Origin of the sequence: Prosthecobacter dejongeii, assembly GCF_014203045.1 — a bacterium.
In the GTDB taxonomy this organism is placed as follows: domain Bacteria; phylum Verrucomicrobiota; class Verrucomicrobiia; order Verrucomicrobiales; family Verrucomicrobiaceae; genus Prosthecobacter; species Prosthecobacter dejongeii.
Genome location: NZ_JACHIF010000001.1, coordinates 527,921 through 553,098, shown reverse-complemented (window position 1 = coordinate 553,098; position 25,178 = coordinate 527,921). Strand labels below are relative to the sequence as shown.

23 protein-coding genes are annotated in these 25,178 nt (G+C 56.1%); 14 read left to right on the top strand and 9 right to left on the bottom strand.

The features are described 5' to 3' along the window. Positions 1-72 precede the first annotated feature (72 nt). Both HNQ64_RS02035 and HNQ64_RS02030 read left to right on the top strand, forming a co-directional pair. On the top strand, positions 73-402 hold the full coding sequence (locus HNQ64_RS02035; protein ID WP_184204705.1) for a DUF4282 domain-containing protein: 330 nt from the start codon (positions 73-75) through the stop codon (positions 400-402). Between the two features lie 199 nt (positions 403-601). Beyond that, on the top strand, positions 602-1,699 hold the full coding sequence (locus tag HNQ64_RS02030) for a DNA alkylation repair protein (protein WP_184206114.1): 1,098 nt from the start codon (positions 602-604) through the stop codon (positions 1,697-1,699). A gap of 488 nt (positions 1,700-2,187) precedes the next feature. Here HNQ64_RS02030 and HNQ64_RS02025 read toward each other — a convergent pair whose 3' ends face one another. The 3 genes from HNQ64_RS02025 to mutS all read right to left on the bottom strand — a co-directional run bounded on the left by HNQ64_RS02025 (position 2,188) and on the right by mutS (position 5,583). Further along, positions 2,188-2,376, bottom strand: coding sequence for a hypothetical protein (locus HNQ64_RS02025; RefSeq protein WP_184204703.1), 189 nt, complete (start codon positions 2,374-2,376; stop codon positions 2,188-2,190). Positions 2,377-2,416: 40 nt separating this feature from the next. After that, entirely contained in the window at positions 2,417-2,962 is a 546-nt protein-coding gene (locus HNQ64_RS23775) for a hypothetical protein (protein WP_221305311.1), read from the bottom strand. Positions 2,963-3,078: 116 nt separating this feature from the next. Next, a complete protein-coding gene (gene mutS, locus HNQ64_RS02015) occupies positions 3,079-5,583 on the bottom strand; it encodes a DNA mismatch repair protein MutS (protein ID WP_246430913.1) in 2,505 nt (834 codons plus the stop codon). A gap of 224 nt (positions 5,584-5,807) precedes the next feature. On the opposite strand from mutS, the gene HNQ64_RS02010 reads away from it, so the two are divergent. From HNQ64_RS02010 to accC, 4 genes are all read left to right on the top strand, one after another. Next, on the top strand, positions 5,808-5,960 hold the full coding sequence (locus HNQ64_RS02010) for a small basic protein (protein WP_184204702.1): 153 nt from the start codon (positions 5,808-5,810) through the stop codon (positions 5,958-5,960). Between the two features lie 32 nt (positions 5,961-5,992). After that, positions 5,993-7,315 carry a pseudouridine synthase gene (locus tag HNQ64_RS02005; RefSeq protein WP_184204700.1) on the top strand — a complete coding sequence of 441 codons (1,323 nt, stop codon included), beginning with the start codon at positions 5,993-5,995 and terminating at the stop codon, positions 7,313-7,315. A gap of 92 nt (positions 7,316-7,407) precedes the next feature. Beyond that, on the top strand, positions 7,408-7,941 hold the full coding sequence (accB, locus tag HNQ64_RS02000) for an acetyl-CoA carboxylase biotin carboxyl carrier protein (RefSeq protein WP_221305310.1): 534 nt from the start codon (positions 7,408-7,410) through the stop codon (positions 7,939-7,941). Between the two features lie 122 nt (positions 7,942-8,063). Then, complete coding sequence (gene accC / locus HNQ64_RS01995; RefSeq protein WP_184204698.1) at positions 8,064-9,425, top strand: acetyl-CoA carboxylase biotin carboxylase subunit; 1,362 nt, start codon at positions 8,064-8,066, stop codon at positions 9,423-9,425. 375 nt (positions 9,426-9,800) lie between these two features. Here accC and HNQ64_RS01990 read toward each other — a convergent pair whose 3' ends face one another. Next, entirely contained in the window at positions 9,801-12,638 is a 2,838-nt protein-coding gene (locus HNQ64_RS01990) for a phosphoribosyltransferase-like protein (RefSeq protein ID WP_184204696.1), read from the bottom strand. 6 nt (positions 12,639-12,644) lie between these two features. Beyond that, positions 12,645-12,821: a hypothetical protein gene (locus HNQ64_RS01985; RefSeq protein WP_184204694.1), complete on the bottom strand. Its 177-nt coding sequence runs from the start codon at positions 12,819-12,821 to the stop codon at positions 12,645-12,647. A gap of 722 nt (positions 12,822-13,543) precedes the next feature. On the opposite strand from HNQ64_RS01985, the gene HNQ64_RS01980 reads away from it, so the two are divergent. After that, entirely contained in the window at positions 13,544-14,662 is a 1,119-nt protein-coding gene (locus tag HNQ64_RS01980; RefSeq protein ID WP_184204692.1) for a tyrosine-type recombinase/integrase, read from the top strand. 51 nt (positions 14,663-14,713) lie between these two features. Here HNQ64_RS01980 and dnaE read toward each other — a convergent pair whose 3' ends face one another. Together dnaE and HNQ64_RS01970 are read right to left on the bottom strand one after the other, a co-directional pair. Further along, positions 14,714-18,922: a DNA polymerase III subunit alpha gene (gene dnaE / locus HNQ64_RS01975; RefSeq protein WP_184204690.1), complete on the bottom strand. Its 4,209-nt coding sequence runs from the start codon at positions 18,920-18,922 to the stop codon at positions 14,714-14,716. Between the two features lie 4 nt (positions 18,923-18,926). Further along, complete coding sequence (locus HNQ64_RS01970; RefSeq protein ID WP_184204688.1) at positions 18,927-19,379, bottom strand: LexA family protein; 453 nt, start codon at positions 19,377-19,379, stop codon at positions 18,927-18,929. A gap of 243 nt (positions 19,380-19,622) precedes the next feature. On the opposite strand from HNQ64_RS01970, the gene HNQ64_RS01965 reads away from it, so the two are divergent. Beyond that, positions 19,623-19,988 (top strand): hypothetical protein, encoded by a 366-nt coding sequence (locus HNQ64_RS01965; RefSeq protein WP_184204686.1) that lies wholly within the window; start codon positions 19,623-19,625, stop codon positions 19,986-19,988. A gap of 44 nt (positions 19,989-20,032) precedes the next feature. Beyond that, the gene (locus HNQ64_RS01960) at positions 20,033-20,389 is read left to right on the top strand and encodes an immunity 8 family protein (protein ID WP_184204684.1); all 357 of its coding nucleotides are present in this window, start codon (positions 20,033-20,035) and stop codon (positions 20,387-20,389) included. Between the two features lie 98 nt (positions 20,390-20,487). Here HNQ64_RS01960 and HNQ64_RS01955 read toward each other — a convergent pair whose 3' ends face one another. Then, entirely contained in the window at positions 20,488-21,282 is a 795-nt protein-coding gene (locus tag HNQ64_RS01955; protein WP_184204683.1) for an SOS response-associated peptidase, read from the bottom strand. A 117-nt stretch (positions 21,283-21,399) separates the two neighbouring features. Here HNQ64_RS01955 and HNQ64_RS01950 point away from each other — a divergent pair, with 117 nt between their 5' ends. Genes HNQ64_RS01950 through HNQ64_RS01940 form a run of 3 tightly spaced genes read left to right on the top strand, consistent with a single transcriptional unit; the run spans position 21,400 to position 23,154 of the window. Continuing rightward, complete coding sequence (locus tag HNQ64_RS01950) at positions 21,400-22,473, top strand: nucleotide kinase domain-containing protein (protein WP_184204681.1); 1,074 nt, start codon at positions 21,400-21,402, stop codon at positions 22,471-22,473. Continuing rightward, on the top strand, positions 22,437-22,853 hold the full coding sequence (locus HNQ64_RS01945) for a prolipoprotein diacylglyceryl transferase (RefSeq protein WP_184204679.1): 417 nt from the start codon (positions 22,437-22,439) through the stop codon (positions 22,851-22,853). Before HNQ64_RS01950 ends, HNQ64_RS01945 begins: the two co-directional genes overlap by 37 nt. Before the next feature lie 55 nt (positions 22,854-22,908). Further along, positions 22,909-23,154: a hypothetical protein gene (locus HNQ64_RS01940; RefSeq protein ID WP_246430912.1), complete on the top strand. Its 246-nt coding sequence runs from the start codon at positions 22,909-22,911 to the stop codon at positions 23,152-23,154. 230 nt (positions 23,155-23,384) lie between these two features. On the opposite strand, the gene HNQ64_RS24420 is transcribed toward HNQ64_RS01940, so the two are convergent. Further along, positions 23,385-23,675 carry a helix-turn-helix transcriptional regulator gene (locus HNQ64_RS24420; RefSeq protein WP_408004355.1) on the bottom strand — a complete coding sequence of 97 codons (291 nt, stop codon included), beginning with the start codon at positions 23,673-23,675 and terminating at the stop codon, positions 23,385-23,387. Between the two features lie 143 nt (positions 23,676-23,818). Between HNQ64_RS24420 and HNQ64_RS01930 the strand changes: the two genes are divergently transcribed. Continuing rightward, complete coding sequence (locus HNQ64_RS01930; RefSeq protein ID WP_184204673.1) at positions 23,819-24,163, top strand: hypothetical protein; 345 nt, start codon at positions 23,819-23,821, stop codon at positions 24,161-24,163. 119 nt (positions 24,164-24,282) lie between these two features. Next, positions 24,283-24,885 carry a hypothetical protein gene (locus HNQ64_RS01925; RefSeq protein ID WP_184204671.1) on the top strand — a complete coding sequence of 201 codons (603 nt, stop codon included), beginning with the start codon at positions 24,283-24,285 and terminating at the stop codon, positions 24,883-24,885. Positions 24,886-25,178 lie beyond the last annotated feature (293 nt).

The window sequence follows — 25,178 nt, the reverse complement described above, 5'->3', positions numbered from 1 at the left end:
CTTTTAGCTGTGCTGGCCAATCGGACAGACTCTCTTGCGCAAATGGCCTTATGGGCCACGTTAATACCGCTGATGACCACTCCCCCTCCAGAAAAGTTATCTTCGGGAGCCACCTCCCTGTGGTCTGAGGTGCGTGCTATCCTGGATCTCGTTCTCGACTTCTCCTTTCAGAAGTTTGTCACACCCCGCCTCATTCGCGTGCTTTACGCACTCAGCCTCATCGCGGCCACGTTTGCAGCTTTAGGTTGGATGTTCAGCGGCTTTGGTGTCGGTTTGTTTTACGGGCTTTTTACGCTCGTCACTGGGCCGGTAGCTTTTGTCATCTACGTGCTCACCGCCCGCGTCTTCATGGAGATCATCCTGGCCATCTTTCAGATCGCCGAAAAGGTACGCAAGGACTGACTTCGATGTGCCTGAGGAAGGGGGGAGAGAGGTCATCTCACAAAAAAATTTCCTCACCACAAACTCTCCTGACATACCGTTGTCAGTGCCCTCTGCAATGTCTGGGGCAGACATGTTATCCTTCGTCATCTTCGGCCCTCGCAGTCACCAGCTCCCTGTACCTGCCGTCGTCCCCATTCTTCCTCCCGCCCCCAGCCCTATGCCAGATCCCGCTCCTGCCCTCAAAGATTGGTTTGATCCCGCCCGCTACCGTCACATTGCCCAGGAAGTCGGCGCCATTCATCCCGGCTTTGATGCTAAGAAGTTCCTCAAGCTGGCGCTGGTGGATCTCGACTCTCTCTCCCTCATGCAGCGCCTCCGCCGCACCACGGAAAGTCTCCATGCCACCCTCCCTAGCGACTACCCTCGCACGCTGGAGATTCTCCGCCAGCTCGCTCCTCGTCTGGGGCACAGTTTCGTCAGTCTCATCCTGCCTGATTACGTCGCTCTTTATGGCCAGCCGCATTTTGATCTCTCTCTAGACGCGTTGAAGTTTTTCACCCCCTTTGGTTCGTCCGAGTTTGCCATCCGCCACTTCCTTCAGAGAGATCTCCCCCGCACTTTGGTCGTCATGGAAAAGTGGTCGCGAGATGAAAATGATCACGTCCGGCGCCTCGCCAGCGAAGGTTGCCGCCCGCGCCTGCCGTGGTCCTTCCGGCTTGAGGCCCTCATTGCCGATCCTACCCCCGTCCTCCCCATCTTGGAAAACCTCCGGGCGGATCCTAGCCTTTACGTCCGCAAATCCGTCGCGAATCATCTCAACGACATCACCAAAGACCATCCGTCGCGTGTGTTGGATCTGCTGCACACCTGGCCCATTCAGGAAAATCCGCACACCGCCTGGATCGCCCGCCACGCCCTGCGTACCCTCATTAAAAAGGGCGATCCTCAGGCACTCGGCCTCATCGGTGCCAGTGGCAAACCCGACGTGAAAATTCACCACTTCACCGTCAGTCCAAAACACATTCAGTTAGGTCAAAAGATCGGACTTAGCCTGTGCCTTGAATCTCAAGCTACTACTCCTCAGCGCCTCGTGGTGGACTACGCCCTGCACTATGTGAAAAAGAGCGGCAGCACCTCCGCCAAAGTCTTTAAATGGAAAGAGATCACCCTGGCTCCCGGCGAAACCCTCACGCTGACACGCCAGCAAACCATCCAGGATTTCACCACCCGCCTGCATCATGCTGGCCATCACGCCATGGAGATTCAGATCAATGGAGAGACCTTGGCGAAGAGTGGATTTGAACTGGAGAAATAACCTGGACCTGAATCGTCATACGGTCATCCTGTCCGACGTCCTTTCCATCAGCAAATGAGAATTCGCGCCCCATCCAGAGCCTGGTAAAACGGTCGCCTCTGGCTCGTAGGGCGGTGTGTGTCCGGCGCAAAATGAGGTCGCAGCTCTCCTTTCCTCATCGCCGGATTACCCGCCCGTCTCTGAAGGTGTAGGCGTCTTGGGCGCTGCCACATTTCCCAGATAGACGGGTTATCCGGCGGTGGCACGCGTGCAGACGGCGCCATCTCTCGCGCTGGACAAACCCCTCCTACGACCAAGCGACTCGTCCATCGTCATGGGTGGATTCATGTGTCATTGCGAGCTTGGTAAAAGGTCGTCTCTGGCTCGTAGGGCGGTGTGTGTCCGGCGCAAAATGAGGTCTTAGCTCTCCTTGCCTCATCGCCGGATTACCCGCCTTTCTCTGAAGGTGTAGGCGTCTTGGGCGCTGCCACATTTCCCAGACAGACGGGTTATCCGGCGGTGGCACGCGTGCAGACGGTGACATCTCGAGCGCCGGAAAAACCCATCCTACGACTGGGCAGCTCGTCCATCGTCATTTGGGGCATTTCGCTACGCTCATACAGACTCAAAGCGCCTAACAAATATTGAAATGTGAATGCCGAGTTAAAGCTCCACGATGTCCAAGATTCGAAGTTCATTCACGGCACCATCCGCCCAGTAAGTGAAGAGGCATCCCTCTCAACGTTTGGCCAAAGGTTTCGGTAGGTGAATCTTTTTGCCTGCATCCATTTCCGCCATTCGCCGACTCATTTCCTTTTGCCAAGCCGGTGTCTCTTGTTTCATCCGATGCAAAAAGGCTGACATCTCCACACGCTCTTTCTCACTCAACTGGGAGAGTTGCTGTTTCAACTGAAGAAGGGCCGCCGCGCTCACGCCTCCATCTTCCATGGTTTGTCGGACGAATAAAACCCTTTTCATGCGTCGCAATTTGGGAATCGGCACCCGCCGTCCTTCATGGTTGAGCGCCTCATCCAACAGCGATTCCAAAGCCTGACTGGCCCGCCTTCCAAAAAAGGTCTGCACCGCTGCTTCAATCGTAGAATCCACCGAAGCAAATTCGCCGCTGGCAACTTGCTCTCGAAGAAATTCTTCCGTGGGTGCACTTATGGTCGTCGGTTTACACAAAGAGTTTTCTCTGCGGTGTGAAAATTCAGGGGGTGCCTCAATTGTGCAATTAAAGTTTCTGGCAGCTTGGTAGTGAAGAGTGACGCGGATGGGATTCAAGGATCCTCGCTGGAGGGGAAAAGCTTTACACCGCAGAGTTAGGAACACCGCAGAGAAGAATTAAAAAAGGTTTTCTCTGCGGTGTTAAAATTTTCACCAATCTGTGGAGGTTGCCCTCACCCAAACAACACCAGCTGCCCGGCATCCGCATTATTCGTTAGACGCGGTTTCTTTACCTTCGCGGGCACGCTCGTCGGCATGGGCACATCGGTCACGCTTTCGGCGGGTTGATGGCCGGATTCCAACTGCGCCAGCACTTCCTTCGCGCGTTGAATGACATTTTCCGGCAGGCCGGCGAGGCGGGCCACCTGGATGCCGTAGCTTTTCTCCGCACAGCCGGGCAGGATCTTGCGCAGGAAGATGATCTGCTGGTTCCACTCCTTCACGGCCACGTTGTAGTTCTTCACCGCGCTGCGGCTCTGGGCCAGGGCGGTGATTTCATGGTAGTGGGTGGCAAACAAAGCGCGCGCACCGATGTGGTCGTGCAGGTGCTCAGCCACGCTCCAGGCGATGCTCAGCCCATCAAAGGTGCTGGTGCCACGACCGATCTCGTCCAGGATGACGAGGCTACGCTCCGTGGCGTTGTTCAGGATCAGGGCCGTCTCATTCATCTCCACCATGAAGGTGGACTGACCTCGGGCGAGGTCATCGCTAGCGCCGATGCGGGTAAAGATGCGATCCACCAGGCCGATCTCCGCACTGGTGGCCGGGAGGTAACTGCCGATCTGCGCCATGAGGGTGAGCAGCGCCGTCTGCCGCAGGTAGGTGCTTTTGCCCGCCATGTTCGGGCCCGTGATGAGGATGAGGCGGCTTTCCTCCGGCTCCAGCGTCACGTCATTGGGCACGAAGCGTTCGCCACTCGTCAGGTTCTGATCCAGCACCGGGTGGCGGCCATCGCGGATGAAAAGATGCCGCGTGTCATTGAGGATGGGACGGGTGTAATTGAATAACCGCGCCGTCTCCGCCAGAGAGCACAGCGCATCCAGCACGGCCAGCACAGCCGCCGTTTCCTGGATCTCTGCCAAATGCGCCAGCACCTGACTGCGCAGGCCGATGAATTCCTCATACTCCAGCGCCTTGCTGCGTTCCTCTGCACCCAGGATTTTATCCTCCATGCGCTTGAGTTCATCCGTGATGTAGCGCTCGCTATTCACCGTCGTTTGCTTGCGATGATAGTCCGCCGGCACGCTGCCTACATTCGCTTTGGTGATCTCGATGAAATAACCAAACACAGCGTTATATTTGATCTTCAGGCTCTTGATGCCCGTGCGCTCGATCTCGCGATTTTGCAGATCGGCGATCCACTGGCGGCCTAACGTGGAGGCATCGCGCAGCTCATCCAGCTCCGGCAGGTAACCGGGGCGGAAGACGCCGCCTTCCTTGATCTGCATGGGCGGCTCCTCCACCAGCGCCTGCTGGATCTGCGTGGCCAGGGCGGAGAGATCATGCAGACTCACCAGCAGCCGGGCAAAGTCCGCACTGTGCGCCTGCTCCAGCGCCATTTTTAGCGAAGGCACCACCTCCAGAGATGCGGCCATGGCCAGCAGATCACGCCCATTGCCACTGCCCTGACTGAGGCGGCTGCTGGTGCGCTCCAGATCCCGCACCTCTTTGAGTAACGTGCGTAACTGGCCTAACAACAAGGACTCCGCCAGCAGTGTGGCCACCATGTCCTGCCGCTGCGTCAGTTGCACCAGATCCCGCAACGGGTGCAGCACCCAGTGACGCAGCTTGCGCCCACCCATGGGTGTACAGGTGCGGTCCAGCGCACTCAGCAAAGTATGTTGGGCACCTCCGCGTGCCGTCACCAGCTCCAGGTGGCTCTGGCTCGCCGCATCAATGAGTACAAAATCACTCGTCTGGGCCACGCGCAGACGCTGGATGTGGTCCACATTTCGCCGCAGTTGGAATTGCAAGTATTGTAGGATGCAGCCCGCCGCACACAGCGCCGCTGTCAGCCCCTGACAGCCAAAGCCATCCAGAGACTTCACCTTAAAATGCTGCGTCAGCGCATGGTCCGCCTGGTCTTCTAAAAAGAGGTACCCCTCCACCGCCAGGGCACAGGTCGGGCTGCCTAGCGCCACCAACAGGTCCCGCTGCTCCTCACTGTGCAGCAGCTCACTCGCCTGGATGCGCTCCAGCTCATCCACCAGGTCCACCGCCTCTTTAAATTCCGCCACCTCAAATTCCCCCGTGGTCAGGTCCACATAGGCCAGGCCGAGCTTTTTCGCCGTGCGAAAGACTGCGGCCAGGTAGTTCGACCGATTCGATTCCAGTAGGTTCAGGTCATGCACCGTCCCCGCGCTGAGGATCTGCGAGACGGCCCGCTCCACGATCTTTCCCGGCACCGGGTCCGTCGTCTGTTCCGCGATGGCCACGCGCTTGCCCGCCTTGATCAGCTTCGCAATGTAGCCCTGGGACGCATGGTGCGGCACCCCACACATGGGCACCCCATTGCGCTTGGTGAGAGACACATTCAGCAGTGGGGCCGCCGTCTTCGCATCTTCAAAAAAAAGCTCGTAAAAATCCCCCAGGCGGAAGAACAGCAGCACATCCTCGGGAAGCTCCCGCCGAATGGCGAGGTACTGCTTCATCATGGGGGTAGCGCTGGCGTCAGACATGGCTCAATCAGGCGGCCCCGGCTTGGCTGTCAAGGGGTCAACGGCCCCGCAGGGAAGTTCGTGCCTGGGGGGATGAGCAGACCTAGCCAAGTCCCGAATCCTCCGGCCCCCACCCTCACATTCCCCACCGCAGAAGCGCTGCCGATGAACAAACAAGTTGCGCAAGCCGCAGACTCGCCTATTCTCGCCACCCTTTTTCAACCCCGAACCTTCTTTTTCTTACCATGTCTCAGCATCGCAGCCTCAAAACCGCCGGTTCCGTTGGTACCAAGCGCAGCGTCCTTAAGCGTGGCGAGCGTATCAAGCTCATGAAGGCCCGCGGTCAGTGGAAAGACGGTCGCCTCCCGACCGGTCTGCCCAAGACCAAATCCGAATAGTTTGCGCGGGTTAAACCCCGCAGTCACCCACCGTGCGCCTCAACCGTTATCTCAGCCTGTGCGGCCTCGGCTCCCGCCGTGGTTGCGAAGTACTCATTCAAGAAGGTCGCGTCTCCATCAATGGGCACGTGATCAAAGACCTGGCCACCCAGGTCTCGGATGAGGATCGAATCATCGCCGACGGCAAGCCCGTCAAAGCGGAGACAGGCGTGGTGATCGCCCTGCACAAACCGCGCGGCTACATTTGCAGCCGCAGCGATGAGCGGGATCGCATGACGATCTACTCGCTCCTGCCCAAGCAATTCCAGACCCTCCACCACGTGGGTCGTCTGGACAAAGACAGCGAAGGCCTGCTCTTGATGACCAACCGGGGGGAACTTTCCCACCGCCTCATCCACCCCAGCATGGGGGCAGAAAAAGAATACGAAGTCATCGTGGATCAGCCCATGGACCAAGCCACCATGGCCAAGCTGGTCAAAGGCATGCTCACCGAAGAAGGCCACGCCAAGTGCGAACGCGCCTGGATGATCACCGAGTATCGCGCCCACGTCGTCCTCAAACAGGGCCTCAAGCGCCAGATCCGCCTCATGTTCTACCAGCTCGGTTTTGAGGTCGAGCGCCTCACCCGCACCCGCATCGGCTGGCTGGAACTCAAAGGTCTGCAAAAAGGCGGCTGGAAACAGCTCACCGAAGTCGAAGTGGATCGCTTCTTCTCCAAGGACGGCGTCACCGGCCGCCCTGCCAAGATCGCCAAAACAGCCGCCGTGGCCGATGCAGGCGACGAAGAAGCCGGCCGCCCTGTGCGCCGTGCCCCGGCCAAGCCCCGTAGCGGGCCCCGTGGCAAAAAAACTTTCGGCAGCGAAGACCGCCCCCGCAGCGGCCCGCGTGGCAAAAAATCCTTCGGCAGCGAAGGCCGCACCCGTAGCCCCCGCGCCGCCTCTGAGGCCGGTGAAGACCGCCCCTTCGGCGCACCCCGGTCGAAAAGAACTTTCGGCAGCGAAGATCGCCTTCGTGGCCCCCGCTCCAGCTTCTCCGAAGGCGAAGATCGCCCTTTCGGTGCTCCCCGCGGCCAAAAACCTTTCGGTCGTGAAGACCGCCCCCGAAGCCCGCGTGGAGGCTATTCCGAAGGCGAAGACCGCCCCCGCAGTGGCTCCCGTCCCCCTCGTGGACGCGCCTCTTTTGGCGATGACGAGGCCCCCCGTCCCCGGGGAAAACGCCCAGAAGGCGACCGCAAACCCCGCAGCAGCGGCGGTGCTGGTAAGGCCCGCTCCACCCGTGGAGACAGCCCCAGCAGGCCACCACGCGCCTCGGTGAAACGCGCTCCAGGAAAAAATGGCCCTCGCGGCCGGGCATAAATTGCGCTCAGCGCAACAGCGCTTGTCTTTATCCTTGCCACGGCAGTCAGAGGGGCTAACCTCGACTCCGCTAATCGCACCTACATCCCTGAATGGACGACACAAAATCTAACGAGAAGGAGGCCACAGCTTTGGACCTGAAGCAGATCAAGCAGATCGTGGCCCTCATGGCCGAAAACGATCTCAGTTATTTTCATTTCGAAAACCAAGGATCCAAGGTCGAACTGCGACGTGGATCTGACTTCCAGGCAGCCAAAGAGCTCCTGAAGCATCTCCCCGTGGCCTCCGCCGCCGCCCCGGTCGCCGTGGCTGCAGCCCCTGCCGCCCCCGCTGCGGCAGCCCCCGCCGCCCTCGCTTCCGCGCCAGCCGCTGCCGCCGCAGAGCCCGCAGGCCCCACCATCAACAGCCCCATGGTCGGCACCTTTTACCGCTCCGCCGCCCCCGGTGAAAAACCCTTCGCCAACATCGGTGACTCCGTGGATGAAAACTCCAACGTCTGCATCATCGAGGCCATGAAGGTCATGAATGAGATCAAGGCCGAAGTGCGTGGCACCATCGCCCGCATCCTCGTCGAAGACGGCAAGCCCGTCCAATACGGCCAGCCGCTGTTCGAATTGAAGGCCTAGGCCGGATTTTCTCGCGACACCTTCTTGAATCGCACGGCTCACCCCTCCCGGGTCCGCTAGATCAAGAAGGTGCCGACTCAAAAAAATCACAAGTCACGCACGCACTTCCTCTCCCGTCCCTCATGTTCAGAAAAGTCCTCGTCGCCAACCGTGGTGAGATCGCCGTCCGCATCATCCGCGCTTGTAAAGAGCTCGATGTCAAAACCGTCGCCGTATATTCCGAAGCCGATGTGGACTCCATGCATGTCCACCTCGCCGATGAAGCCATCTGCATCGGCCCCGGCCCCAGCAGCGAGAGCTACCTGAAAATCAGCCGCATCATCAGCGCCGCAGAGATCGCCAACGTGGACGCCATCCACCCCGGCTACGGCTTCCTTTCCGAAAAAGCCGAATTCGCCGACGTCTGCGAACAGTGCAAAATCAAATTCATCGGCCCCAGCTCCCGCGTCATCTCCATGATGGGGGACAAAAACGTCGCCCGCGCCACTGCCCGCAAAGCCGGCGTCCCCGTCACCCCCGGGTCAGACGGCCTCATCCATAACGAAGAAGAAGCCCTCATGTGGGCGCGCAAAATCGGCTACCCCGTCATCATCAAAGCCAGTGCCGGTGGCGGTGGCCGTGGCATGCGCCCCGTGCTGAACGAGGCCACCCTCATCTCCAGCTTCCAGGCCGCCTCCCTTGAGGCCCTCAAATGCTTTGGCGACGGCTCCATGTACATGGAAAAGCTCGTCGAAAAGCCCCACCACATCGAATTCCAGATCGTCGCCGACAGCCAGGGCAACGTCGTCCACCTTGGCGAGCGCGACTGCTCCATGCAGCGGCGTAACCAAAAGATCATCGAAGAGTGCCCCAGCCCCAAGATGACCGAAGACCTCCGCAAGCGCATGGGCGACGCCACCATCCGCATCTGCAAAGAGATCGGCTACGAAAACTGCGGCACCATCGAGTTCCTCGTCGATAACAACCGTGAAGACTTCTACTTCATGGAGATGAACACCCGCATCCAGGTGGAGCACCCCATCACCGAAGAAGTCTATGGCTGCGACCTCATCAAAGAGCAGATCCGCATCGCCGCTGGCCTCCCCCTCAGCGAGCACGTCGTCAACGCCGTCCCCCGTGGTCACTCCATCGAGTGCCGCATCAACGCCGAAGACCCCTTCCGCAACTTCGCCCCCAGCCCCGGCAAGATCAATCTCTGGTACACCTCCGGTGGCCGCGGCGTCCGTGTGGACAGCCACGTCTATTCCGGCTACGACGTCCCGCCGTATTATGACTCAATGATCGCCAAGCTCATCGTCAGCGGCGCCACCCGCGAGATCGCCATCCGCCGCATGCGCCGCGCCCTGGGTGAATTCGTCGTCGAAGGCATCAAAACCACCATCCCCCTCCAGAGCAAAGTCCTCACCACCAGCGACTTCCAAAACGGCCAATACGACATCACCTGGGTCGAAAACTTCCTCCGCCAGGAAGGCCTGAAGGGCTAGAGTAACAGCATTTAACACCTTGAAATTCAAGGTGTTAGTCACGCTAAAAAGCACCCAAAATCCGCCACTCCCCCCGAGGACTCCCCCTTTCCAAGGAAAGATGGGTCATGTTGGGGCTGGTAACCGATAGGAGTATTGTATACTGCACAGCCTTTGATAAGGCTAGAAGACGCCCTTGAATTTAGATGTGGCTAGGTCACGCAAGGAAACGCGAAGCGCACCCAATTTTTGCCTTCCTGCTATGCACCTGATCTCCTATTGGGGAACGGGAAACCTGGGGCTACGCAAATCCATTGAAGTGCTTTGGCGATGCCCAACGGGTCAGAATTGTGGCAATTTTTGCAGCCTGACAAGATGTCCCTTTGAAGATTAGACTTAACCGACTACAAGTTTGTTCAGATACCCTCGGCGGATCATGAGTGGCACCCAAGGCTGGCCGCGGTGGATACCTGGGCACCACAAGGCTGTACATGTAGAAACCGGTATATTGAAAATAGTAGCGAGCAAGCCGCGCTTGCCGTCATAGCCAAGGGCGTCGCGAGCACAGCTTTCCTTATCGGCGGGAGTCAGATTGTCAAAGGCCACCGCGTTAGCACGAGTCCAACTGAGCACATTGCGTCCGACCTCCTCTAGATAATGAGACAACTCGCAGTCCGCCTCAAGGCAATTGGAGTCGAGGCCTTCGTGGAAATATAGTCCTTTGAAGTTGCCAATCTTGATTTCAGCGGCCACTTCTTTGAGCCGATCCTCGGCTTCCTGTGTGCCAACAGCGACGATGGCTGCCCAAGGTATTTTGCGAAGGGCAATTTGGTCCTGCGGGCGCAGAGCATGCTGGAAAATACCGCGCTCGGAACGCATTTCCGCAGGCCATTCTTCACGTGGAACTCCCATCCAAGATCGGAGTTGGCAGGAAGCTTGGCTGCCAGAGACGATATTGTCGTCGCAGAGGACCAGTAGCGATTCGGACTTCATGGCGTCGAGCGCATCTTCAATACTTTTGCAAATGGTCCAGCCATTTTTGTCAGCCTTGGATTTCAATTCTTGTTCGAAGAGCATCCGCGTCAGGCTTCCGCTGTCTGGGGAGAAGCCAGTGATGACAAAGGCCGCTTTTGGATGCTGTTCCGCAAGGCGGTCAAGATTCTTGTCCATTGCCTCGGCCAGCCGAGCGCGATCAAGAATTTGGATGCGCTTAAGAGCCGGGAGAAGTTCCTTGCGCAGGCGTGGAGGGAACTGGGTCACAAACGCGTGCACAGATTCCCGCGTTACCTGCCAAGAGCCTTCGCCGCTGAACCCCTTGAGCTTCGCGGCAATTCCTTCAACCTCAGGACAGTCGGAGGGATGAGGAAAGAGGCGCGGGCAGTCATTGAAATAATCAGCATGGTTGGCCGCCTGCCTGATACTCTCAAGACGCTCCATGTTGACTCCGGCGCGGCGAGCAGCCGTGTCGAGATCTACCATCATACCGGGAATGAACTTGAAATGAATAGGCCGATTCGAATCTCCGAGCGAGGCATCAAACTGGTAGTCGCTGATGGGGCCGTCCAAGCGGGCCAGAACCTTAGCGGCAGCAAGCGCATTAAATTCTCGCCATGCTGGCGGGCCGACAACATAGGCCTGTGATTTGAAAATTTCCAAGGCGTCGCTCTGCTCGTCTGCAATATTGCGGTCGGAGGAAAACATTAGTTCCCCGTTTTCTACGATGAGGCAGTCCTTACGCTGTGCATGAATACCCCGAATAGGCAGAAACATCGGGGCATTGGCGGGACTTTTGGGAACAATATCCTGGCGATGCTTGGCGACGGCGGCCGAAAGTAAGGCTGCTTCCGCTAGGATTTTTTCTTCAAGATCAGAAGGCTCACGCAAGCGTTCAAGCAGGTGCCCAACTGTAGCTTTTACAAGGCTGGCGGACGTATGGCTTGGGGAATGTTGAAGGAAATGGCTGAGATTGACGCGTGCTGTTACGAGTCGCTTGCCAATGACAAGCGCACGCTTGGGCAGCTGACGGATACGGAGGTTTTCTCCGTATCGAGCGACGTCGGGGCTGTTGCTTCGAACCATTGCCTGAAGTAGACTATCGTCGCTGTCAGCCCAGAGGAGGAGGACGTTACTCTGGCGTTCACCGTTGGTGCCAAGGCCGTGGAGTCCACGCTCCAGTAGGGCTTCAGCACAGAGTGTCACTTGGTGTAGATAGACGCGGTTGTAGAGACTTGTGCGAGCATGGGCCAGTTCCTCAAGCGTGTCGACGCCCGATGCGTTCACGATTAGGATCATCGACTCTTCCGGCCCGCCAGACTGGCCAGTTAAGCGCTCAAGCTTGGAGCGAGGGACTCTGAGGAAGGCAGACCGGAGGAACAGGCGGGCAAAGTCAATGCCGACTGGGATGCCGCACGCCTGTGCGTCGCGGTTAATGTAGTCGATTTTGTCAGCATCAATCGCGGTGGCGGAAATCAATTCGGCGGCACCTCGTTCGTCTACAGTAGGCGGCAGCCCAATAATTAGGGAGGCAACGCGGTAGATAAAATTTGAGTGCCCCTCGGGCCGCACCGCCTTGCTGTAGAATCGCTGGAAGCGCGGTGAGAGGACCACCAAGAGTGACAACGCCTCGGCGAGCTTAGGATTTTTTCCGAAACGCACCTCAATTTCGATCATAAACTCATCAATTGAGGCAGGACCAACCTTGAACTGCGTGCTATGTGTGGTGACTGCGCGCTCGGTAGCGTGCGAGAACGGCATATGACCAATATCATGAAGAATTGCTGCATGAAGCAAGTCGGTGGAAAGATCCGAGGTTAGGGGCCAGTAATGGTACCCGTGCATCCTTCCGCCGTTCGCTTCTGCCTCCTTCTGGTTCTTGCGGATTGAGGCTAACAACTGATGGATCACCGAATACATGCCCAAACTGTGGACAAAGCGGGAGTGCTCTGCGGAAGGGTAGGTCAAGTAGGTGAGGCCCAATTGACGAATACGACGAAGCCGTTGGACAACAGGACTGTCGAGGAGAAGCTGCGCGCTGCGGTCGAGTTCAACCATTCCCCAGACATTATCCTTAACGACCTTAGATCGGCGGGGTGTGGTCCTGGCGTGGTCGATCATCCGATCTACGTAGTTGTCCGTGAATCCGACCTCATCGAACGCTCCATTGACCGATTTTTCAAGGCCTTCGATACGCGAATACCAAGCTTGCGATAGTTCGGCGAGCAGGTCGGCGGACATTGGTCGTCAGGCGGCTGCGCGATAGGCGTCCCCCGCCTGAATCACGATGTTGCGATCCGCAGGGGCCAGCTGTTCGAACAACGAAGTGGCAAAAGCCTGCGGAATGTCGAAAGATATCTCCTCGTAAAAGGGATTAGGCGCGGCGGTGAGGCTCAGTTGCATGTTGCGTAAGGCTGTCTCCATACCGTCCAAAGAACCCGTATTGCTCGGAAGAAGTTCGTTACGCAAACGGACCAAGCCGCGGAAATCCTCAAGGTTGTGTCGAGGAGCAGACGCTACGATCTCGTCTAGCTTGGCAATAAGAGCAAGAAAACGCTTCCGGTCCTCTGGGGACCTAGGACGAGTAGAAGTGACGCCTTTCTGTACAAGATAGGCGACCAAACCCCTCAAGAATATGGTTGTACGATCCATGAAATTTTGGAAATCAAGGTCTTAAAACCCGGAATTCCGAATCTAAAGTGCCTGCGATAAAATGGAGCTATAAAAATGGTATTGCAAGCAAAGAAGTGGCAGCATGTGTTGCATACTTGGCAGGCGTGCATTGCAATTCGCTTCAGCAAGCCTCGCGCAAGTGACCATTGAGGCCGCGTACATCTTAAGCTATATGTTGATAAATATATCAGAAATAATGCTGGGGTTCTCGCGTCTTTCTGTGAGAACAGACGCCCCCTCCCATCTCGTCCAGAGCGCCGGAATACGTCAAGGTCTCCAACGGGCAGAAGACTCTAGCACTATAACAGTTCTGGCCGCTACCACGGCGCAAAAAGGTAAGATTGGTATAGCGGACGGTGCAAGGCGAAGTGCTTTCCATGATTAGGTTTGATACGATTGACGACCAATTCTGCCGTTTTCCGCCGTCCTGAAGCCTCTTTTGTCAACTCCTAGGGGAGCCCGTCAACTCCCCCATGCTACACGACTCCAAAGCATCGCCGTCGCCAGCTCCTGAATTTCTCAAAGTCCCGGGAATCCCCGGCCTCTATCGAAACGCACGTTCCGGCTTATATCTGGGAGTTAAAAGGGTGCAGGGGAAACGCAAGGAGCGGTCGCTGAAGACCAATGACCGCAAGATTGCAGAACGTCGTCTCAAGGCCTGGATCGACGAATTGGGGAGGGTGGACAGTTCGGTGGAGAAGACCACGCTCGAAGACCTCTTCAAACGCCTGCTGGCGGTGGATGCGGGGAAGTCTGCCAGCTCCATCGACATCATCGAAGGCGTCAGAAACGATTTCCTCGGCTGGTGGCCGTATGGCAGCAAGTTCCAGGTCCGCAACGTCCGACCCTCCCATCTGGAAGAATGGCTGGCCATCTTGGGCAATCGTGTCAGCAACAGCAGCTACAACCGCTATGCCGGGGTTCTCAAGCAAGCCTTTGAGCTGGCAGTGAAGGATCGCATGATTGCCAGTTCACCCTTCGATCTGGTCAAAACCAAATCCAAAAGGCCGAGTCCTGTCAAAAGGCAGATCCCGACGATTGAGCAGTTCGAAGCCATCATCCGGGAAGTCAGAGCGGCACCTTTCACCATCCATGCGCAAACCAGTGCTGACTTCCTGGAGTTTCTCGGTCTGGCAGGAGTGGGGCAGGCCGAGGCATCTTCGCTTTGCTGGGGAGACATCGACTTTGAACGGGGACAGATGACCTTCCGACGGCACAAGACAGACATTCAGTTCTTCGTGCCGATCTATGAACACCTGAAGCCGCTGCTGGATAAGCTCCTCCAGAAGGCAGGAAGCCCTGTTTCTGCGCGTCAGAGGCTGTTTAAAATCAAAGACGCGAATTGCGCCCTCACCAACGCCTGTCGTCGCCTCAAACTGCCGCACTTCAGCCAGCGTAATTTGCGTCAGTGCCTCATCCGCCGGCTTTGGCAAGCAGGCATCGACCGCAAGCTCATCGCCAAGTGGCAGGGACATCAGGATGGCGGGCAACTGATCCTCGACACATACACCGAAGTGTTTGGCTCAGACGATGCCGACTACGAGCGTCAGCAACTGGCCAAGCTGTCGGGAACCAAACACACAGCACCATGATGGCCTGAGAAATGGACGTCGCGAAAATGGTGATTCCGCCACGCACGACGCTTACATGGATCGAGGCTTTCCAACTCGTAAAACCTCCAAGGTGAATCCGGCCCCATTATCGAAGGGTTGAACGTGGGCGAAGATCTCCACCACGGGATAACGCACCGTGGCTAGTCCATGAGCTGCATACGCTTCTGCGAAGATCTCACATTCGACAATGCCCGTGCGGTCACAAATGGAGATGAACTTCATTGGCTCCCCGTCAGCCTGCAAATGAGAGCGTGTCACGACAATCAACCCACAGACGGTCACTCTCTGGCGATGAAATCGGGAGAGGTCCGAAATGGGGCAATAGGAAGGCCAGGCAATTTCGGGCCATCGTTCCAGGGGATGCCCGCTGATAGTGAATCCTAAAAGCTCGCTTTCATCGGCCAGCATTTGCAGCGGCGATGGCTCGGCACGAAAGGTGGCTTTGACATCTTGGGCATTCACGTCTCGAAAGAGCCAGTCGGTCCCGCCTGCATCGGCACGGCTAGCACGTAGGCAATGCCAGAAGTGTTCTGTGCGCGTGCCTTCAAGCGGGTCAAAAGCACCGACTTGGATCAAGTTCAAGGCTTCTGGCCCTTGAGGCATCACCCTTTCACAAAAGTCTCGGACACTGATGAAACGCCCTCTTTCTCTCTCGGCTTTCCATCGTGCCAGGGTGGCAGCACTCACATCCTTGATGCATCGAACGGGCACACGAATTGCCTTCCCGAGAGCGGGGGCGGATGTTCCGCAGGGGCTATCTGAAATCTCGACGGTGTAGCCATCGGCAGGGTTGTTGATGTCAGGATGCAAAAATCCAATGCCCAGGCGGCGGCATTCAATGGTGTAAAGCAGGGTGGAGTAAAAGCCTTTCCCGTTGGTCAATACGGCAGCCATGAACTCTGCCGGGTGGTAATGCTTGGCATACGCCCCCTGATAGGCTTCGACTCCATAGGCGGTGCTATGAGCACGGCAGAAAGCATAGCCCTGAAATCCTGCCACCAAATCCCAGACACGGGCAATCGAAGATTCATCCCTTTGGAGCAAACGAGCGGCAGCATTAAACTCCGCCTGCACTTCCTTCACTTTGGCGGCATCCATCTTCACCAGGGCGCGGCGGAGGATGTCAGCCCGTCCTGGGGGCAAGCCAGCGAAGGCTTCGCAGATTTGCAGAATGTGTTCTTCATAAGCGACCACTCCAAAAGTGGAACGCAAAACGGTGGCTAGGCTGGGGTGCGCATAGTCCACAGGCTCCAAACCCTGAGCACGTCGCGCCCATTGCGTTTTCTTCATGCCGTTGGCAGCACCGGGACGAATGACGGACACCAGAGCGACAAGACAATCAATGTCCCGCACATTGGCCATACAGGCCAAGCTGGTCATGGCAGGGCTTTCGATATGATGCACGCCACGGGCATTCCCTGAGGCGATCATTTGCCAAACCTCTGGGTCACTCCAAGGGGCCACGGCTCCCAAACGCGGGGGCCGTTCCGTGCTTCCCAGCCCGCCGATTTCCAGCGATTCAAGATCAAGGTGCAAGGGCTTCGTTTCCGGCCCTTTATTCTCTCGGATGGTGGCCTGTGTATCTCGCAGCACTGCAAGCCCCCCTTGAGCCAGGATGTCCAGTTTGATCAATCCCACGGCCTCTACGGCATCCATATCAAAATGCGTGGTGGGCCATCCCTTTCCACTGATAAAGGTAGGCGTAAGGCTTCGGATAGGATCACGGGAGAGAACGACGCCACATGGATGCATTTTGGCATAGCGTGGCATGGCATCCAGCATGCCCGCCATTAGCAGGGCCGTGCGCAAAGGTTCCTCCTTCCAGGCCATCAAGTCACATTCCCGAGACAAAGCCACCGCGTTGGCGGCGTGTTTCGCATCGGTCCATGGCATATGCTTGGTAAGGAGGCGAATCTCGTTTTCAGCGACTCCTAAAACCTTTGCCACGTCTCCAAATGCGGAGCGGGCTTGAAATGTGTTAAAACCTCCGACAATCGCCGCATGCTCGGGGCCGTAACGATCCAGCAAAAGCCTCACCACGTCATCTTTTCGATCATGGGCGAAATCCACATCAATGTCCGGCAGCTTTTGCAGCGCCATTCGGTCACGGTTCAAAAACCGTTTGAAATACAACTCAAAACGAATCGGGCAGACGTTGCTGATGAAGAGGCAATAACAAACCAGGGAATCAGCCGCGCTCCCTCTGGTAATCCAGCCGATGCCTAACGAACGACACTCTTGCAGGAGATGCCAGACGGTGAGGAAGTATTCCTCATAACCGACCTCGGAGATGATGGCTAATTCTTCCCGAAGCTGGGCTTCATGCTCCCTGGCCTTGTCGCCATAACGCTGGCGCAAACCTGCATGGGCAAGTTGGTCAAGCATGGCAGCAGGCGTGGAACCATCGGCAGGCGTGTATCTGGGGAAGCGTAGTGTTTTGAAATCAAAAGCGAACTCGCAGCTTTCAATGATTTCCTGTGCAGGTTTGCCAGGGCCAAAAGCAAAATCACCCCGGCGCTTTTCAGGATGCGATTCATGCAAAAGCGTCAGCGTTCGCATGCTTTGCAGGATGTTGTAAAAGACCTTATCCCCAGGCTTTCGATACCGCATTTCAGGCTGCGATTCCCCCGGCATGATGATCAACCCCGAGGAATGCTCATGCAGCATCTTCTGGCTAATCTTCGAAGCTGAAAGCAACTCGCAGAGGTTCGCATACCCCGCCTGATTTTGCACATAAGCCAGCAAGGTCTTTTCGTGGCACCTGAGCTGCGCACCGATGATAGGCTTGATGCCTGCGGCGGTGGCTGCTTGGAAGAATGGGACGGCGGCATGCAGATTTGGGTCCATCACTGCGAGGGCTGGCATGTCATGCTCAACCGCTGCTTCGATGATCTGTGAAATGGTGAGCGTGGAATCCAGGAAGCTAAAGCAGCTACGCACATTCAGAGCGGGCACGGCATGGCCTTTAGACTGCTTCACCACGATCTCGGGGCCATCGTTAGCCCTCTCTTTGAGAACGCGGTTAGTTTCTGCGGCTCGGGGGGCGGAAACGTTAGGCGTGGGCAATGTCTGCCGGGGGGCGTGCTTATGCTGGGCAAGCCATAAATCATGCCCGCGCATGATGCTTCGATCTTTTCGGCGGAGGTCGTCAATGACAACGGCTAGCGTATGTAGGCGCTCCCTTTTTGCATCGGATTGTTCCAAAGGCAGCACGCTGGAAAAGCCCCCTTCGTAAACTTTGGTGAAGCGCAAGCCCACTAACCGCACACTGACTCGACGCTCCCAGGCTCGGGTAAGCATGGCCTGCAACAGCGGGTAAATGTCGTGCTCCAAATCGGTGGGTTCGTCCAGGCTGCTGGCGCGTGTCACCTCGTCCATATCGTTATACCGTAGGCGCAAGGTGATCGTGCGAATGCTTTTCCCGTCTTGCCTGACTCGACGCATGAGAGAGTCAGCCATCGCCCTGAGTCGCGCTAGAATAAAGGCCGTGTCCGTGGTGTCTTGATTGAAAGTCTCTTGCTCTCCATAGCCTTTTGCTTCGGGGGCATCACAGATGACCGGGCGCGAGTCCAGCCCGTTGGCATAGCCTCGCAACTGCGGGGCATTTTTGCCCACGAGTAAAGCCAGTTCCTCCAGCGGTGTGGCGGCGATGTGTTCCACCCTGCGAAGGCCAGCCGTGTTGAGTTTTGCCGCTAGCTGCGGTCCGACTTGGGGCAGCCATTTGTTTTCCAAGGGCCATAGAAACCCCTGTTCGTAGCCAGGTGACACTTCGATAAAGCAGTGCGGTTTGCGTAGCTTGCTGGCGATCTGTGAAACGAGTTTATTCACTCCGACACCGACCGACACCGACAGCTTTAGACTCTGCGAAATCGCCCGTTGAATGCTGGATGCCGTGTCGCCTGCTTTGACCTGCTTCGCTCCATTCAAATCCAGATAGCATTCATCAATCGAAGCCACTTCCACAATCGGGGTGAAGTCATACGCATACGAAAACATGAGACGGGAAAACCTTTCGTATTTGTCGAAGTCCCCCGGCAGCACGATCAAACTCGGGCAGAGCTTGCGGGCCTGAGCGGTAGGCATGGGCGTGTAGATGCCCAGACGGCGGGCCTCATAGCTGGCGGAGGCAATGATGCCGCGACGCTCGCCCCCCACTGCTACGGGCTTGCCACGCAAAGACTTGTCGGCGGCCTGCTCCACGGAGGCAAAAAACGCATCCGCATCAAAGTGCAGGATCATCCGATTACCTTTCTGAGAGCCGTAAAAGTGCGATGAGAACCCCTTGAATCACTAGCTCCTGAGCAGGGATCAAATCGGGGTATTTGGGATTCGATGCCCGCAGATAAGGCACGCCAGCCTGCAAAATGAACCGCTTGAGAGTGGTTTCACCATCAATGAGAGCTGCAACAATGTCTCCATGCCGGGGCTCCCGAAACTCCATGATCACCACATCTCCCTCCAAGATGCCCGCCCCCTTCATCGAATCTCCGCGCACTTTGAGGGCAAATGTCCTGGCATTCTTCGGTAATCTCAGAGTGTCGAAATCCACATCCAGGCAGTAATCCTGGCGCCCCTCCTGAACCTCCGGTCTTCCCGCCACAATGCTGCCAAGCAACGGCACACGACGGAGAGGGAGGCGGTCGGCGAGAGTTTGCCAGAGCATCTGTAGCGATAAAACTTGGCGTGAGGTGAGCATGGCTGCACCAAATACTGTTCATTAGAACATTTTCAAGAACCTCCTGTGTTTTTTCACCCGCTCCCCAGAGAGAACACGACCGTTGCGTCCAAGAAGGACATCAACCATTGGTTGATTATGTGAGGCAGCAAGATGCAGGCCGAACATACCTAAGACAAGATGGAACGCCGTCGCTTTTGCCGAAAGGCGGCTACCCGATGGCGACGCCCACATACCACTCGATCAATTCCAATTTCGTCCGTAATGAATTTAGAGCTTATCCATGAATCGTTGAGGGAGCTTTCAGATGAAGTGCTTCAGAGTGCTCTGTGGACGGGCAAGTCGGACGGGGAGCAATCTTCCTTCACTGAAGCAGTTTGCGTACTGTTCAACGATGCTGGATTGGAGAAAGCGTTGGACTTTGGAAATTTGGATAAGGATTATTCAAAATCACTGTGCCGTCGGGCTCGGCAGCTTCGTGCGCTGGTAAATATGATCGATGACATGGGAACGCCTGAGCAGACGCTAGGTCACGCCACAATGGACGCGCTGCGTGATGCTGCACGTGAACTCATGGAACTGTTCACCACCGAAACAAGGCACCAAACACCCGGTTCTCCTCCAGCATGAACTTCGAAACAGTGCCAAAGCATCGGACACATTAACGTAACACCATGATGCGAGCAGAACTCAAACGGCTTCACTATCCAGATATGGACATCGAGTCCTTTTGGCCGGACGATCCAGAGTGCTTTCATTTCCTCATGCAGGCCATGATTGGGCCAGAAGGCACTGACACAGAGGAGTCGTTCGATTTTGAGGTATCCACGCCCAAGTGGCTGTTGCAGCACCGCGCTTCACAATGTGCCGTGTTCGGCCATCACATGATACTCGCCTTCGATTATGACCTAAAAGCCATCGAAGCACGAGTGAGAAGCCTTTGTTCTAGGACCACTGGAGAGACTTGGGAACAAATAGCCTCAAAACTATCGCAATTTGGAAGATGGGAATTTGAAGATTATCGTCCATGATAATCCGCGTCACTCAATTCGCCATTTCCCCAGAGGGAACATGACCGTCGCACCCAAAAAGCACCTCATCAAATGGTTGATGCGGAGGACCGAGGTGATCACAATTCCAATCCCAATTCAGGCGTCTCATTTCCGTCCGCGACCGGCAAGTCACCCGTTTGAGGAACGGGCGGGCTAATGGGAACTAAAGATTTTGCAGATTTGTTCTTTGGCACCACGGAAGCAGGAGCCACACGGTAAGCCTCCAGGCGGTCACTCTCATACGGGCGGATCAAAGCCCGAACATCCTCAGGGGCAAGGCCATCCGACATCCAATCCATGGCCTCCTCACCTTCTAGGATCAAAGGGCACCGATCATGGAATTTGCCCAGATAGCGCCCCGGCGGCGTAGTGACGACGCTCATGGAAGTGATGACGGGGCCGCTTTCGCAATCCTCTGGATAAGCGCTTTCCCAGGAATCCCAGATGCCCGCAAACATCAAAGGGGCATCGTCCACCTGATGAATGAAGTAAGGTGTGGTGCGGTCTGGCCATTCATGCCAGCCCTGCACAGGTATCAGGCAACGGCGGCTCTTGATGGGCGTGCGGAAGGATGCGAGATCGAAAATCGTTTCGGACCTAGCATTGAAGGTGAGGCGGAACTTTTTCACCACCTCTGCTTTCGTCCCCTTTGCCCAGGTGGGAATCAGGCCAAATCTCATGCGTTCAGCGGTGAGTTGCCCAGCATTCAGGGTGAAGACATCCGCGTAATCAGTCGGACACAGGTTGTGAAGGAAAGCGTTTTGGGAACGTACATCCTCCTGGGGCTTCGCCTTGCGTCGCTTGGCAGGTTTCGCTTCCCCTTCGATCACCAGAAGAGGGAGCTGGGCCAGTTGATTGAGACGACTGCACATGGATGAAATAACGAAGTGGAGGTGAGAGCTGTCGATCACCAATTTGCAAGGATTCAGGCAATCACATCCTGCCGTGAGGACCCCCAACTTTTCCGGGATGTAGCCAAATTTTCCTTCATGGACTGCAATGAAACGACTGACCATCATCCCCCGCTTTTCCTAGCTTCTGGCATCGAGACGACGGAGGTGTTTCGATCTTACTGGAAGCTGGCAGCTGAGCGTCAGAAGATCTTCTTCAAACGCTTCCACGGCGAGCCTGCTCCCTGGTCAAATGATCCCATCCTGCTTCAGCACAAATTCACCAATGCCTATCGGGCCAGCGACCGTGTCAGCCAATATCTGATCAAACATGTCATCCACGAGGGCGAGCAATCTTCCAAAGAATGGTTTTTCCGCATCCTGTTGTTCAAGTTCTTCAACAGCATCAACACCTGGGAATGGCTCTCCTGCAAACTGGGCGGCATTCACTCAGACGAGTTTTCTTTTGAGGCCTACGACGAGGTATTGACGGCAGCCATGGAAACCGGACGTAGCATCTATTCAGCAGCCTACATCATGCCATCAGGCGGCATGGGCTCGCCTTACAAACGGAAGCACAAGATGCACCTGGCTCTGTTGGCGAGAATGCTGGCCTACGACCTGCCCGACAAGATCGCCCAGGCCCCAGACATGCGGAGCGTCTTCTGGCTGCTGAGGCAGTATCCGAGCATTGGGGATTTCCTGGCGTATCAGTATGCCACCGATCTCAACTACAGCCCGCTCACCAACTTCAGCGAGATGGATTTCGTCTGCCCAGGGCCGGGAGCGCTGGATGGCATCCGCAAATGCTTCTCTGACAAGGGCGGCTATAACGACGAGGACCTTATCCGCATCGTGGCCGACCGACAGCAAGAGATGTTCTCGCAAATGGGTCTGGAGTTTCAGGACCTGTGGGGAAGGCCCTTGCAGCTGATCGACTGCCAGAACCTGTTCTGCGAGGTGGACAAGTATGCCCGTGTGGCCCATCCCGAGATGAACCAGCTCACTGGTCGGACAAGGATCAAACACAGGTTTGAGGCATCAAGGGAACTGCTGCTGCCCTGGTATCCGCCAAAATGGGGCATCAATAATCGCATCTGGGGCAACCGGGAGGGAGGAGAATCAAATTCTACTTCATGGACAATCCATTTAAACCCGGAGACAAAGTTTTAATCATGCGCAAAGGCGTGGAACTCGAAGCCACGGTTCGCACCACCTTCAACCATGAAGTGCAGGTCCGTGTGGCCGATGGCGAGCTGTTGTGGCGCACGGTCAAAACCGCGAGGCTGATAGCTGCGTCTGCCGAGTCGCCAGAGGTGCCACAAGCTAGCCAGGAGCCTTCCTCTCATGAAGCGGACGTCTCCCATACCCAGGCTTCGTCAGAGGATGCTTCCGCGACCACCGATACGCCAGAAGCTCCCGCTCTCGCAGAATCCGAATCTGGCGACACGTCCTTTCCGGCACAGACCGCAGAGCTGGCAGAACAAAATTCTGCGCCTGCTCCATCCAGCCGGAAGGACAAGCGTCGCCACCGTCATTCCCACAACCGCTAACAGGAGGATCATCACCATGGCTGAAGAAAAATTCAGATGTCTATTCTCTCTTGGAATGCTGTGCTCAACGCCGCTGGCCCTGGAGTTGGTTGGCACGGAGCAAATCCGCGATGCACTAGTGCGCCATATCCAGGGTGACTGGGGAGAGGTGTGCAAAGACGATTGGCAAAGCAATGATGAGGCCGTCAAAGAGGGCACACGATTGCTCTCGGCCTACACCAGCAAGGAAGGCAACAAGTTCTGGATCATCACTGAGGCAGATCGTTCAGTCACCACGGTACTGATGCCAGAGGAATACTGATCCTCAGGAGACGAACCTTCCAGCCAGACACTTGCCTGTGCGATACAGCTGTAACACTGCGCAGAAGCCTAGCTGGGAGGTGCAGCAGAAGGGTGGCTCCGATCATGTGAAGAGCAAAAGTTTCACCTTGGGGCTGCCCAAGGTGAACTTCTTTTTTCTGGTGGAAATACCGATGAAGCAGGATTGGCGATGGCACCAAAATCAAACGATCTGAGTCTCAACCAGACGGTTCATTCACCCAGTTCGATGTCTGGGTCACTCTTCCTCTTCCTGCCAAATTTCAGAGACAACCCAAGACCCTGGGCAATGCGGATCACCAGCCAAAGTGTCGGACGGGATCTGTCTGCCTCAATGTGGGTAATGGCGGCCCTGCTCACGCCTATCTGCTGGGCAAGAGCGTTGGCGGATATGCCCTGCCTCTCCCGTTCTGCCTTCAAAGCGAGAACGACTTGTCTCTCCAAAGGATCAGACTGGTTAGGAGGGGGGTATGCCACATTTGATTTTTCCCGTTGCCTAAACATCCGCATTGGTAATATGTTACCAATCAAGCGGCGATCCCAAGCTGCTTTCGATCTGTGGATCAACCTCATCGCTTCGGAGACAACTTCCAACTTCCTTCGTCCCGTCCTTGCGGGCCTTTCACCACCTCAAACCAAACTCTTCAATGATCTTCTCCCGCTCCGCCTTTGCCATCGGCCTTGTGGCATTCGTAACCTGCTGTAAGCCTTCAGAACTTTCCAAAGCCCCTGAACCGGAATGGCCCACGGAACAGGAGATTCGTGTTAAGGTTCCCCAATTATCTGGGGCCAAAATTCTCCAGATCAAGAAAGGAACCATTTATCAAAGCGACGGCAGGCAAGGTCCAGAGGGCAATCTCGTGTTTCCCATCCGCGTGGACTTTGAGCGATATGAATACCACTACCAGCTGCACAAGAACGCTTGGCAGTTAGGCAAGGTCGAAGTCGAATTTTACAAGAACCATTTTGGTGAATGGCTCTTCGATTATTAGAAGCCGCGTAAAGCAAACATTGTTAGACCTTATACCTCAATATGGCTCTTGTCCCGTGCCCAGAGTGTCAGCACAACGTCTCCGACAAAGCTGCTCAATGTCCGTCATGCGGGTATGGGGTGGCTGCTCACTTCAATCCTCCTGTTCTCTCTCCCTCACTTCAGCAAGTAGAGTCATTGGTGATCTCTTCCAAATCTGGAAGCACTGATGAAGAAAAGCGTTTCAGGATAGATGCGCTGCAAATTGTCACCACCTGCGAGCAGGCTTTGCAATCTCCGCGTATGCTCATTGATTCTGTTCTGGCAGAAGCAGATGGAAAGCTGGGAGGCTTGCGAGTCAACTACCGAAGCTTCCTCGGCATGGAGAAATATGACAAGGTGGAAGGTTATCTAATGTGCTTGATCAACAGCGTAAAGCATGTTCAGAACACGGATTCATCCACATCTCATCAAAGTGATGATTTGCTGGTAGGACTGATCGACAAGGGCAACCGCATGATTCGGATGGATCAAGCAATGCGAATGCCCACAGCCTATATTCACGATCTCAAGATCATACTGGGAGCTGGTTATGGCGACATTGGTGAAGTGGATAGGATGCTTCGAAATCTCTCCAGGCCGCCTCTCAAAAGGCTGAGGAACAAAGGGAGCGGATGTCTGGTTCTGCTGGCAGGTATGCTCGCTTTCAGCTGCTGCATCGCCTTCGGCATCGTTTTGCTATAACAGAGACATTATCCGCCAGCAAGTTCCTCAAACACCGTCTCTGCCCAGGAAGAATCAAGCGGGAGCGGTTCTCCATGCTAGGGAATCTGAAAGCAATGTCAGATGCTTTGCTTTCATGCAGCGAGCTTCCAGGAAGGGCTTTGATCCTGACATCACACAGCAGAGCATACTATGTGGGTGTGATTCTATGCACTGAAAGCACCACCAGAATTCCACCATGACACACCTGGGTATGTGTGGCCCCATTCCACAGGGTTGCGAATGTTGGTGCTGTCTCAATTCCGATCTCTCTG